10 protein-coding genes are annotated in these 12,265 nt (G+C 54.4%); 2 read left to right on the top strand and 8 right to left on the bottom strand.

All coding sequences use genetic code 11. From position 1 onward, the window contains the following. Positions 1-157 precede the first annotated feature (157 nt). Together KGA88_RS31395 and KGA88_RS06010 are read left to right on the top strand one after the other, a co-directional pair. Positions 158-1,927, top strand: coding sequence for a calcium-binding protein (locus KGA88_RS31395; RefSeq protein ID WP_263296018.1), 1,770 nt, complete (start codon positions 158-160; stop codon positions 1,925-1,927). A gap of 77 nt (positions 1,928-2,004) precedes the next feature. After that, positions 2,005-3,255 (top strand): IS256 family transposase, encoded by a 1,251-nt coding sequence (locus KGA88_RS06010; protein WP_223589598.1) that lies wholly within the window; start codon positions 2,005-2,007, stop codon positions 3,253-3,255. A gap of 128 nt (positions 3,256-3,383) precedes the next feature. Here KGA88_RS06010 and KGA88_RS06015 read toward each other — a convergent pair whose 3' ends face one another. The 8 genes from KGA88_RS06015 to KGA88_RS06050 form a co-directional block, all read right to left on the bottom strand. Then, complete coding sequence (locus KGA88_RS06015) at positions 3,384-3,719, bottom strand: ComEA family DNA-binding protein (protein ID WP_110658169.1); 336 nt, start codon at positions 3,717-3,719, stop codon at positions 3,384-3,386. Between the two features lie 112 nt (positions 3,720-3,831). After that, positions 3,832-5,826: a polysaccharide biosynthesis protein gene (locus tag KGA88_RS06020; RefSeq protein ID WP_110658171.1), complete on the bottom strand. Its 1,995-nt coding sequence runs from the start codon at positions 5,824-5,826 to the stop codon at positions 3,832-3,834. 103 nt (positions 5,827-5,929) lie between these two features. Next, positions 5,930-6,955 carry an MraY family glycosyltransferase gene (locus KGA88_RS06025; protein ID WP_223589600.1) on the bottom strand — a complete coding sequence of 342 codons (1,026 nt, stop codon included), beginning with the start codon at positions 6,953-6,955 and terminating at the stop codon, positions 5,930-5,932. Between the two features lie 64 nt (positions 6,956-7,019). Next, positions 7,020-7,982, bottom strand: a complete 963-nt coding sequence (locus KGA88_RS06030; protein ID WP_110658175.1) for a UDP-glucose 4-epimerase family protein — start codon at positions 7,980-7,982, stop codon at positions 7,020-7,022. 20 nt (positions 7,983-8,002) lie between these two features. Continuing rightward, positions 8,003-9,130 carry a non-hydrolyzing UDP-N-acetylglucosamine 2-epimerase gene (gene wecB, locus KGA88_RS06035; RefSeq protein WP_110658177.1) on the bottom strand — a complete coding sequence of 376 codons (1,128 nt, stop codon included), beginning with the start codon at positions 9,128-9,130 and terminating at the stop codon, positions 8,003-8,005. Next, entirely contained in the window at positions 9,123-10,133 is a 1,011-nt protein-coding gene (locus tag KGA88_RS06040; protein ID WP_110658180.1) for a polysaccharide biosynthesis protein, read from the bottom strand. The genes wecB and KGA88_RS06040 overlap by 8 nt, the downstream gene beginning before the upstream one ends. Positions 10,134-10,166: 33 nt before the next feature. Then, a complete protein-coding gene (locus KGA88_RS06045; RefSeq protein ID WP_110658182.1) occupies positions 10,167-11,024 on the bottom strand; it encodes a dTDP-4-dehydrorhamnose reductase family protein in 858 nt (285 codons plus the stop codon). After that, the gene (locus KGA88_RS06050; RefSeq protein WP_110658184.1) at positions 11,021-12,265 is read right to left on the bottom strand and encodes a glycosyltransferase family 4 protein; all 1,245 of its coding nucleotides are present in this window, start codon (positions 12,263-12,265) and stop codon (positions 11,021-11,023) included. The genes KGA88_RS06045 and KGA88_RS06050 overlap by 4 nt, the downstream gene beginning before the upstream one ends.

Here is a 12,265-nt window from a genome sequence, read left to right on the forward strand (position 1 = left end):
CTTGCGCTCTGAAGATTTATAATCCCGCTATAGCTGATAATGATTCTTTAACATACCGGCCAAAGAACTGTAACATATGTGAAATTTTGGCCAGCAACGCCGTTTGCAGAACGATTTGGATATCGGGAGCGGCCACCCAATCAATATGGAGTCACTTTTGATCAATTATTTTTCTTATCTCGCCGATATCGTCCGGAAAGAAGCGGCTGCAACTGGCGCTTTGTTGCAAGACGTTGCCCGCGAACTATTGGCCACCAATACAACCCACTCGGATGGCGCCTGGTGGGTTGCCCACGGCAATGACCCCTTCTATACCGCCGAGCAAATTTACAAAACCGTCACCGGCGACCCGACTGCCGAACGCGCAGAACTTCTGTGCGGCAATATGGTTAACGTATTCAGCGGCCTCTGTGCGGAACTTGGCCTGCAAAAACGCACCATCTGGACATATTCAGACTCCCAGGGTTTCTTTCAGGGACATACGTACCTCGAAATTTTTAATACAACTACCAACAAATGGGAAATTCAGGACGCGGACTATAACGTCTATTACACCGACGTTCGCACGGGCGAGCGTGTCGGTGTCAAAGACATGATGAACGCAGACGATATTGAAAATTTCATTCCTCATAATGCCAGTGAATCCGGATGGTCAGAGACAGGCGCAGAAGCCTTGCGTCTGGCTAATCTCTACGCTGCGCAAATTATTACTACGGAGCATAAGCTCTATACCAGTAACGACAGTCTGAGCGATACCTTACTGGCCAGCATTGCCAACTCTCTGAGCGGAGTCTTTACCTATACCGTAGACGGCGGTATCAACGATCTGACCTCCACGCACTTTACCGATAGCAACGCCGTCACCAACAACGGGAGAGCCACGATCACCGGCACTTCGAGCGCTGACTTCATTTCATATGATGGCAGTTCACTTAGCCCAGTGTTCGCCACGCTCATCGGTGGAGCGGGCGATGACACGCTCGCGCTACGCTTTTCCGGCGGCCAACTTTACGGTAATGAGGGCAATGACATCCTCATTGGCGGGCAATTGGCAGATCTTCTGGTCGGCGGCAGTGGTGATGACTACATGTCTGGCGGTTACGGTGCAGACCAGTACGCGTTTTCGAAGGGCGACGGTTTCAACGACACCATCGACAGTTTCGGCGTAGGTGCCGACCAACTGGTTTTCCTCGGCGTTAGCGGTACCGGCGGTACCGGTCGTACGCAGATTTCGGAAAAAGAGTTCAACTTCCGGGTCGACCAGAAGCTGACCTCGGACGGCGTCTATCTTCGCTATGACATAGATGGTGACGCACGTTTTGATGGCGGGATGTTGATCGAAGGCCGTACGACGCTGCTCACCGCCAAAGACGCTACATTTGTTTTCAACGCTGACCCGCTCAAAGGCTTTAATACGACGACCGTGGCTACCAACCCTGGCTCGGGGTATGCCGAAAAAATCCACGGTAGCAACGCGGCAGACAAAATCCTCTATCTCGGCACGCTTGGCGCGGAACTGGCTGGCAGTACGTCTGGAGTAAACAGTGGCAATAACGTCATCCAGTCTCACTCGGATGCGGGCTGCTCGCTGTACGGCCAAGATGGCAACGACGTATTGGTTGGAGGAAACGGCGGCGACTTCATTGTCGGCGGCACCGGCAACGACCTGCTGATTGGAGGCAAGGGCCGGGACGTCTTCGTATTCACCGCGGGCTCGGGCTCAGACACCATCCAGGACTTCAAACAAGGTGAAGACACCCTGTATATCTACGGCTGGACGGCTTCTACCAAGGCTGTGACGCAAACGCTGCAGGACAACGGGCTGGTTGTGACTTTCGATACCGCCGGCGATGGCGCTCACGGTGGCAATATCACGCTACTTGGCCAAACGACCTTGCTGAGCAATACCGACATGTTGTTTGCCTGAGTTCGGGTGATCAGCCCATCGGGCAGGGGGTGTCAGAAATTTTGTGTTCGGGCATAACATGAGTAAGAGGTGCATGTATGCCAACCAAGAAGAAACCCGCGTTGCGAGAGCTACCGAAAATCCCGAAGGAGCTGCTCGAGCAATTCACCGATGGACCGATGACCGCTGAAGCCATTGAGGACGCCTCTGCGGCGTTCAAGAAGGCTTTGATCGAGCGAGCCCTGAGCGCTGAGCTTGGTCACCACCTGGGCTATCCGCCGGGCGCGCAGCGCCCAGAGGATGAAACCAACCAGCGCAATGGAAAAAGCGGCAAGACGGTTCTAACCGGCGATGGCCCACTCCGGCTGGATATTCCTCGCGACCGGGACGGCAGTTTTTCTCCCATCCTGATTCCCAAACACGAGCGCCGATACACCGGGTTCGACGACAAGATCATCGCCATGTATGCCCGTGGAATGACAGTCAGAGAGATCCGTGCGTTTCTCTCCGAGCAGTACGGCACCGACGTTTCGCCTGATTTCATCAGCTCCGTAACCGACGAGGTCATGGCAGAGATCGGTGCATGGCAACAGCGGCCATTGGAGCCGATGTATCCGGTTATTTTCTTCGATGCGCTACGGGTCAAAATCCGCGAAGAGGGTCTGGTTCGCAACAAGGCAATCTACTTGGCACTGGGTGTTTTGCCTGACGGAACGCGCGATATTCTCGGCATTTGGATCGAGAATACGGAGGGCGCCAAATTCTGGATGAAGGTTTTCAATGACCTCAAGACTCGCGGCGTCGAAGACGTGTTGATCGCTGTGACCGATGGTCTCAAAGGCATGCCAGAAGCCCTCAGCGCCGTGTTTCCAGACACGACACTGCAAACATGCATCGTTCATCTGATCCGCAACAGCCTTGATTACGCGGCTTGGGATAAGCGTCGCGAACTGGCCAAGGCGCTCAAGCCGATCTATCAGGCAGTCACCGCCGAAGCGGCCGAGCAGGCGCTGGATGCGTTTGAAAGCGGGCCATGGGGCAAGCAGTATCCGACGGTAGTGGCTGCCTGGCGCCGCGCCTGGGATCGGGTGATCCCTTTTTTCGTTTTCCCGCCAGCGATCCGAAAAGTGATCTACACGACCAACGCCATTGAAAGCATCAACGCTCAACTGCGCAAGATCATCAAGACCCGAGGTCACTTCCCGACCGACGATGCGGCGACAAAACTGATCTGGCTTGGACTGCGCAATATCACAGCAAACTGGGGCTCAGCGGCCCATGACTGGAAAAGTGCGATGAATCAATTCGCGATTCTGTACGGAGATCGATTTATCAGGCCGACCTGGTAAAAGCATGGCCTGCCTAACGGCAGGCCGTTACCGGCCCGCACACAAAATATCTGACAGTCCCATCGGGCATTAGTTTCTCTAAAGAAAAAGGCCGATCAATGATCGGCCTTTGTCGTTTCTATCACACCTCAGTTCACTACGATCCTGTCGCGGTTACTATCCAGAATCGCCTTGCCGATACCCTTCACTTCCAGCAATTCGTCAACTGACGCAAACGTGCCATTACTTTCACGATAAGCAACAATCGCCTTGGCTTTTGCCTCGCCCACGCCAGTCAACTCACGTTGCAGCGTAGGCGCATCAGCACTATTGAGATCGACTTTGCCGGATTGCGCCTTGGCGCCCGCATCCTGCACCAATGGCGCATTCATCACCCCAGGTGCGTTGACAGGTGCGGCAATTGCCGTAAGAGAGGCGCTGGTAAGAAGGGCGAAAACCAGAGAGTGGAAACTGCTTGTACGCATTAGTGAAGCTCCATGCCGTTGTTTGAGAAAGCAGCTTTTCCGAAGCTGCCCTCCAAACTTAGGCCATGACATTCAGCTGTCAAAAATGTGTACGTTACCGGATATGAAACAATCAGGGTTCAAGGCGGCGCTGCTGGTAGATCCAGTCGACAATCTCACCGTCCGGGGTATAGCCGCTGACCGTGTCGCGCAGCAACTGGCGGACGCGTGCATAGTCGTCCTGATCCACTGCAGCCAGCAACTCAGTCAGCTTGGCCTTCAGAACATCCCAGGACAGATGATCCTCGTTGGCCGTCATGATCATCGGGTGCTGAGTGGCCGCCACGTTGTCACCAATCAGCAGCTCTTCGTAAAGCTTCTCACCCGGACGCAGCCCGGTGAACTCGATAGCGATGTCGCCATGCAGGTTCTTCTCCGAGCGCACGCTCAGGCCGGACAAATGGATCATCTTCTCGGCCAGCTCGACGATCCTCACCGGCTCGCCCATGTCTAGGACGAAAACATCACCGCCCTGCCCCATCGAGCCCGCCTGAATCACCAACTGCGCAGCTTCAGGGATGGTCATGAAGTATCGAGTGATCTTCGGGTGCGTGACAGTCAGCGGACCACCCGACTTGATCTGCTTGTGAAACAACGGAATGACCGAACCCGACGATCCCAGGACGTTACCAAAACGCACCATCGTGAAGCGCGTCTTGTTCACACGCGAAACATTGCTCGTATCGCCGAACAATACCGGAGCCAACTCACGACTCAGCGCTTGCAACGTCAACTCGGCAAGGCGCTTGGTGCTGCCCATGACATTGGTAGGTCGCACGGCCTTGTCCGTCGAAATCAGGACAAAGTTGGCCACTCCTGCTTGAAGAGCGGCCTGGGCCGTATTGAGCGTGCCGATCACATTATTGAGCACACCTTCGGCAATGTTGTGTTCGACCATGGGCACATGCTTGTAGGCGGCGGCGTGATACACCGTGTCTACTCGCCAGGTTTTCATGACATCCAGCAACTTGTCCGGGTTGCGAACCGACCCAAGAATCGGCAAGAGACGGATGGACAGCGACTCTCGAGCGACCCGCTGCTCCAGCTCGGACAAGATGGAGTAAAGATTGAACTCACTGTGTTCAAACAGCAGAAGCGTTGTCGGGCGCAGTGCCAGAATTTGCCGGCAAAGCTCGGAGCCAATGGAGCCACCAGCGCCTGTGACCAACACCGACTGCCCCGTGATGCAATGTTCGAGCAAGTCAGCCTGGGCCGGGACTGCATCACGCCCGAGCAGGTCGGCAATGTCTACTTCCTGGATATCGTCGACCTTGACCCGGCCACTGGCCAGGTCCATGAAACCCGGGACACTTCGAACATGCAGCGGAAAGCCTTCGAGAAACCCGAGAATCTCGCGACGGCGTCCGCGGTTGGACGAAGGAATAGCGAGGAGAATTTCCTGAGCGCCAGTGTTGTCGATCATTTGCTGGATATTTTCAGGCTGATATACCTGCAACCCGGAGATCACCCTGTCGGCGATTCCACTATCGTCATCGATAAAGGCCACGGGCCGCATGACACGCCCCATCCGCAGCGCAGTAACGAGTTGATTACCCGCTGCCCCCGCGCCGTAGATAGCCACTTTTGGCAGGCCGTCATCCCGGCTGGTGAACGGGACGTGCTGGGCAGCACTGAACCAGTCGCCCATAAAATACTGACGCATGGCCAGGCGCAGCCCGCCGATCATGATCAGACTCAACCACCAATAGTTGAAAATGATCGAACGCGGAACGACGTTTTGATGATTGCTGTACCAGTACACCACAACGCCAAGTATCAAGGATGAGAGTGTTACAGCCTTGATAATGGCAATGAGTGCGTCATTTCCAAAATAACGCATGACGGCACGGTACATGCCAAAGCGGACGAAAAGAGGAATGGCGATGACAGGTGCACTGACAAAAAGCCAGACATGCTCAGTGAACGGGTTGATCAACTCGTCCACCCCGAGACGCACGACAAACGCCATCCACAGGGCAAACCAGACCAAGAAAGTATCAGTCAGGACCTGCAGAATGCGTTTATGTCGTCTTGGCAGACTTAACAACTTTGCCCGAATCTTATCCATAACCCCTCTAAACACCTCTCGAAGCTCCTAGCATTGATACAGCAACTACAGCTTTCGGTAACTCACTTACCGACAAAGCAATACTCAAAACCCAATGCGTCCATCACGCCTTGCCGGCAATTTCCAACTCGCCTGCGTGAAACTTGAAAGCCAGCAACACCAGAGGTACGTAGGCCAGGACCAGTCCTGCCACGCCATCGAGATATTGCATGACGACCAATATAGCCACTGGTACTAACCACAACAAATTGATCGCAGCAATTGCCAGCGTGACCACCCGATGGCTGCCAAATTTTCGTGAGGCATACTGGTATCCATGGCTGCGATGGGCTTCATAAACCTTATCCCCTCGCAATAGCCGACGGATGAGGGTGAAGGTCGCATCAACAATAAAGACGCCCAACAAAATGAGCCAGGCCCAGAGAAACAGTGGATTAGTCCAGGCTGCATAAAGCGACATCACTGCCAGCACAATGCCCAGAAAACCACTGCCAGCGTCGCCCATGAAAATCTTCGCTGGCGGGAAATTCCAGATAAGGAATCCCAAGACGGCCGCCGCCAATACGAGCGGAGCGATGGCAAGGCTGGCGTGGCCTGCAATCCAGTAGACCAGGCAGGCACCGACACAGGCACAAATCGCCTCGACGCTGGCCAGGCCATCAATGCCATCCATGAAGTTGTAGAGGTTGAGCATCCAGACCAGATAAAACGCGCCGATGACATAGCCGAACCAGCCGAGACTGAACTCGTGACCGAACAGATTGATCGGCGCCATCCCCCCAATCCAGATCAATGCCCAGATGGCTCCTGCGAAATGCGCAAGCAGGCGCCAACGCGCGGCAATATGCCCATGGTCGTCGAGAAAACCAATGATCGCGATCCAGCCGCCAGCCCCCAGCAGAGCCAGCGCCATCGGCCAGGCGACGGCATCCGTCCAGGCCAGGACAGGCAGCGCAATCAGAAAGCTCAGGACGATAGCTACACCACCACCCCGTGGGGTCGGAACGGAATGTGAGCTACGCGCATTAGGAACATCTATCAGGCTGCGTGCCAACGCGTATTTGCGCAATGCACCGGTGCCCAAGAATGAAACACCCACCACCAACGCCAACAACCATATTGAGTTCAAAGGTCAACTTCCTGAAACAGCCACAATCAATTTTGCAATTGAACCGTCATTGTCATAAGGCAGCTTAGCGCTGCCTTTCCTTGTAGTAGTTGGCAGCCGACACAAGCGCCTCGTCGACGCTGACCGGAGGAACCCAGCCCAGCAATTCTCGAGTTTTACTTATATCGACCTGCAACGAACCGCACAGTCGTTGCGACAAAGCCTGCTTGCCCAGAAGCTGTGCCCCTCGTTCAAGCAACACGCTTGGCACAGGCAACAGGCGTGCAGACTTACCCAATGCCTGTGCCATCCGCGTCAACAATTGTGTCGTGGACAGATCCTCCCCATCGCTGACGAGGAAGGTCTGATTGGCGGCGGCCGGATGACGAATGCAGGTCACGATCAAATCAGAAAGATTGTCGAGCGCGACCAGGCTGCGTCGATTATGGATAGCCCCGAATGGCAGGGGTATTCCCTTGTCCAGCCAACGCATCATGTTCAGAAAGTTGGCTCTTACACCCGGGCCATAAACCAGCACCGGGCGGATGATCACCACTTCCATCCCCGAGACGCTCGCAATTTCGCGCAGCCCTTGCTCGGCCTCCATTTTCGAAACGCCATAAGGATCGCCAGGCGCGGGTGTCGCGTCGGCGAAGTAAGGCTGGTTGAGTGGCGTACCTTCGCCATTCACCTTGATCGAACTGATGAACACAAAGCGACGAACACCCAACGAGGCTGCTTGCCGAGCGAGGCTTAGCGTGCCTTCGACATTGACCTTGCGAAACGCCTCCAGCGGATCGGACTCGGTGTCATTCATGACGTGAACGCGAGCCGCGCCATGAATGACAACCTCAACCTGATCCAGCGCCTGCGACCAATCGGTATCAGCACTGAGCCCGGCGGTTCGAATGGTAGTAACGCGCGACGGACAGTCAGGCAAGGCGTGCCCACGAATGGCTGCCACCGGTTCCAGATCGTCAGTGGCCGACAAACGACCCAATACTGCGCGACCAACGAAACCCGTAGCACCTGTCAATAAAACACGCATTTTTCAAACCTCGACGACGCTCAGGATTTCGACCAGACAGTACGATTGATGTAGTCGGTGTAACTCAACACGACCCGAACGACCTGCTTCGACACTGGACCCGCCTGGTAATCCCTCACGACCGGAATAACGCGCTGGGTACGATCATGCTGGCTGGTTACCACACGTACGGCATCCAGAACGCCTTCCACTTTCAGGCCACTCATGATGAGGGTGCCTTCATCCATCCCTTCCGGACGCTCGTGCGCATTACGAATGGTAATGGCAGGCAGATTCAGGAGAGAGGCTTCCTCGGTAATGGTGCCGCTATCGGACAGCACGCAGAACGCCGACATCTGCAACTTGATGTAGTCGAGCAGACCAAATGGCTTCGAGAAACGAATCAGAGGGTGGTCCAAAGACTCACCGATCGCTTCCAGGCGCTTGCGGGTACGCGGATGCGTGGAAACGATGATCGGGTACTGGTACTTGTCGGCCAGGGCTCGCAGCGTTTTGAGCAAATCGCGCAGGTTGTCCGGCGTATCGACGTTTTCCTCACGGTGAGCACTGACGATGAAGAACTTGTCCTGCTCCAGGCCTTCTCGCGCCAACACGTCGGAGGTGAGGATTTTCGGCATGTAATAGTCGAGCACCTCCTCCATGTGCGAACCGGTCTTGATGATGGTTTCAGGACGAATCCCTTCCGCAATCAGATAACGCCGGGCATGCTCGGTCAGGACCATATTGATATCGCTGAGGTGATCGAGCACCTTGCGATTCAATTCTTCAGGGACGCGCTGGTCAAAGCAACGGTTACCGGCTTCCATGTGGAACACCGGGATCTTGCGGCGCTTGGCGGCAATGACGGCCAGACAGGTATTGGTATCGCCATAGAGGAGCAGCGCATCAGGCTTTTCGGCCTCAAACACTTCATCCGCCTTTGAAATCACTTCGGCGATGGTCTTGGCTGCGGTATCGCCAGCGGCACCCAGGAAGTAATCAGGCTTGCGGATTTCGAGATCATCGAAAAAAACCTGATTCAATTCGAAGTCGTAGTTCTGACCCGAGTGAACCAACACATGATTAACCTGCTTATCAAGCTCGGCAATGACGCGGCTCATCTTGATAAGTTCTGGTCGCGTACCGACCAGCGTCATGACCTTAAGCATCAAGTTGCTCCTGAATGTATTCCAGATTCAACAGCACTTTCTTCACGCCTTCTACATCGAGACGTTCTGTGTTGTGAGAGGTGTAGTCGTCGAGATCGGAGATCTCCTGTTCACCTTCAACAAAAAACTTCTTGTAGTTAAGGTCACGATTGTCCGAAGGAATACGGTAGTAGCGCCCCATGTCTTCGGCTTTGGCCATTTCCTCACGGGAGATCAGCGATTCGTAGAGTTTTTCGCCGTGACGGGTACCAATGACCTTGACGGCATTGTCACGAACAAACAGTTCCTTGAGCGCCTGGGCCAGGTCGGCCACTGTCGAGGCAGGTGCTTTCTGGACGAAAATATCACCTTGCTCGGCATGTTCGAATGCGTGCAGAACCAGGTCGACGGAGTCCTCGAGCGACATCAGGAAGCGTGTCATGTTCGGGTCAGTGACGGTCAATGGCTCGCCGCTCTGCAGCTGATTGATGAACAACGGGATCACCGAACCGCGCGACGCCATGACGTTACCGTAGCGGGTTGCACAGATCACTGGACCTGTCGCCGGAATCATCCGCGATTTGGCAACCATCAGCTTTTCAGCCATGGCCTTGGAAATACCCATGGCATTGATCGGGTAAACAGCCTTGTCGGTACTGAGTACAACAACGCGCTTCACGCCCGAAGCAATGGCCGCATTCAGAACGTTTTCGGTACCCATGACGTTGGTACGCACGGCTTCCATTGGGTAAAACTCGCAGGAAGGCACCTGCTTCAGGGCTGCAGCGTGGAAAATGTAATCCACACCCACCATAGCCTGATCAAGGCTATCGCGATCACGTACGTCACCGATGTAGAACTTCACTTTGTCATTCGACAAAGCAATGCGCATATCTTCCTGCTTCTTCTCGTCACGGCTGAATACGCGAATCTCTTTTACATCGGTATCCAGAAAACGCTTCAACACCGTATGGCCAAACGAGCCCGTACCGCCCGTGATCATCAAAACTTTATTATCGAACATAACTACCTTCCCAAACCTGATTGAACTTAATGATCAACGCAACGCGCGCATCGACTTAACCAATTCCAACCACGACGGTGGAACGTAACCGGTTGCAGCCTGAAACTTCGAGGAGTCCAGCGAGCGATCTATAGAAACCTGGCTGTCGGCGATGATATCGATTTCCTTTTCGTAAACTTCCGCAACCAGCGTCAGAAGAGACAGCTTGTCAATCGGAGCCACCGAAACATGATATAGGCCGTGGAGCTGTGGGTTCGGGATCACGTAGTCGCGAATGACACGTGCCAGCTCTACGGTAGGAAGCCCCGAAAAAATGGCCTTCTCATACCCCTTGACCGGTCCGTTCTGGGACAGGAACCAGTCCACCAGCGAGTACTGGCTCCCCAGTTCGTGACCAATGATGGAGGTCCGCAGCGTGACGGCATTCAGATCCGTGTGGAGCTCACCGATGTACTTGGACTTGCCGTAGAGATCCTCTGCATCGGAGATATCCTCCTCGGCGTACATGCCTTTACGGCCGGAAAACACGCAATCGGTGCTGATATGAATCAGGCGAGCACCGGACAATGCACACAACTTGGCAATGCGATGCGGCAACATGGCATTGATAGGAAGTGCGGACAGGGGGTCCTTGGCGTCAGCCAATTGCTTGATCAGCCCGACGCAGTTGATGACGACATCCGGCTTGACCCGTGCCAGGACCGACACCAGTGAATCCTGGTCAAGCACGTCGACATTACTGATCAACGAACTGTGCATGTCCTCAGAAAAGTATTTTGCGCCACCCGGATTGCGCAAAGTGCCCCACACCTCGAAGTGCGGGTTTCCATGGAATTGCCTGAACACTGTGCTACCCAGCATTCCGGTGACCCCTAACACAAGAACTTTCATTTTGAGCTACCTTTTAATTCATTGATCCTGCTACTGAGGATTTCGACCAATCGCTGGCTTTGCCGCTCCATCTCGAAATGCTCGAGGTAGTACGCTCGACCTGCCTGTCCCAACGATTCCCGCTCATCCGAAGTCATGCGAAAAAGTTGTTCAATGCAGTTGGCCATACCTTCGGCGTCTTGCGCCGCAGTGGTCAGACCGGCTCCCGCCTCTTGAATGACGCGCGCGCCCTCCCCGTCCAGCGCGGCGATGATCGGCCTCCCCGCTGCCAGGTAAGCCTGAACTTTACTAGGGATGGTATAGGAGAACGCCTCATCCTGCTTCAACGTCACCAACAATCCCTCGGCACGACTGAAAAAATGCGGCATTTCAGTGGCCGCGAAGCGTCCGGCAAGAATGAGGTTGTCCAAACCACGGGATTTCTTCTGGCTTTCGATCCAGCTCAACATACTGCCACTACCGACCAACACAATCCTGAGCTGCGACAAATGGCGAAGCTTGTCAGCTACCTCAACCAGGGTTTCGACCGACTGTGCCGTCCCCAGATTTCCGGCAAAAACGAGGCAGAAATGACTGTCGAGTTCCGCGAGCAAGGGTGCCGGAATCCGTGTTTCCTCTACACTCGGCGGCACGTCCTGATAGGAGTTGGGGTAATACACAACCTTGCCAGGGTTGGCATAACGGGCGACCGGCTCTCGAAACGCGCGCGATTGAACAAGAAGCGTATCGACGAAGGCGTAAATACCTTTCACCAGCCAACCCACAACCCGCAATATTGCTTTGTTCTTGATGAATCCGGTCGCACTCAAGCTCTCCGGCCAGAGATCTTGAACCCATACAACCAGATGGCTCTTGAGTTTCCACTTCAAGTAAATCGCTGGGATTACCGAAGTAATTGGAGATGGCGCAAATACAAAAATCGCATCATAAGCCTCCCCTTTTACTGCACTCGGGTAGTGCTTCAAGCCATTTAAGATAAATGACAAATAGTTCAACACGAGGTTCTTTGCACCTGAAGCGCCACGAGGTCTGAGCGGTGCACGGAAAACACTGACAGAAGACTCGAAGTTTTCTTCCTGGACCCCAGAAGCACTGTAGCCGTTAAAAACTACGCCATCCGGGTAATTGGGCTTTCCGGTAAGAACCTTTACGGTGTGGCCCTGGGCAGATAAGGTTTTGACCAAGTCATTGACAATAAAAGACTCTGGCCAAAAATATTGCGACACCACAAGAACCTTCAT

Source organism: Pseudomonas sp. A-R-19, assembly GCF_019956575.1.
Classification (GTDB): Bacteria; Pseudomonadota; Gammaproteobacteria; order Pseudomonadales; family Pseudomonadaceae; genus Aquipseudomonas.

Coding starts and splice junctions, on each gene's coding strand:
- KGA88_RS06030 (WP_110658175.1), bottom strand. CDS start 7,982: ATGCGTGTTTTATTGACAGGTGCTACGGGTTTCGTTGGTCGCGCAGTA.
- KGA88_RS06020 (WP_110658171.1), bottom strand. CDS start 5,826: ATGGATAAGATTCGGGCAAAGTTGTTAAGTCTGCCAAGACGACATAAA.
- KGA88_RS06050 (WP_110658184.1), bottom strand. CDS start 12,265: ATGAAGGTTCTTGTGGTGTCGCAATATTTTTGGCCAGAGTCTTTTATT.
- KGA88_RS06010 (WP_223589598.1), top strand. CDS start 2,005: ATGCCAACCAAGAAGAAACCCGCGTTGCGAGAGCTACCGAAAATCCCG.
- wecB (WP_110658177.1), bottom strand. CDS start 9,130: ATGCTTAAGGTCATGACGCTGGTCGGTACGCGACCAGAACTTATCAAG.
- KGA88_RS06015 (WP_110658169.1), bottom strand. CDS start 3,719: ATGCGTACAAGCAGTTTCCACTCTCTGGTTTTCGCCCTTCTTACCAGC.
- KGA88_RS06040 (WP_110658180.1), bottom strand. CDS start 10,133: ATGTTCGATAATAAAGTTTTGATGATCACGGGCGGTACGGGCTCGTTT.
- KGA88_RS06045 (WP_110658182.1), bottom strand. CDS start 11,024: ATGAAAGTTCTTGTGTTAGGGGTCACCGGAATGCTGGGTAGCACAGTG.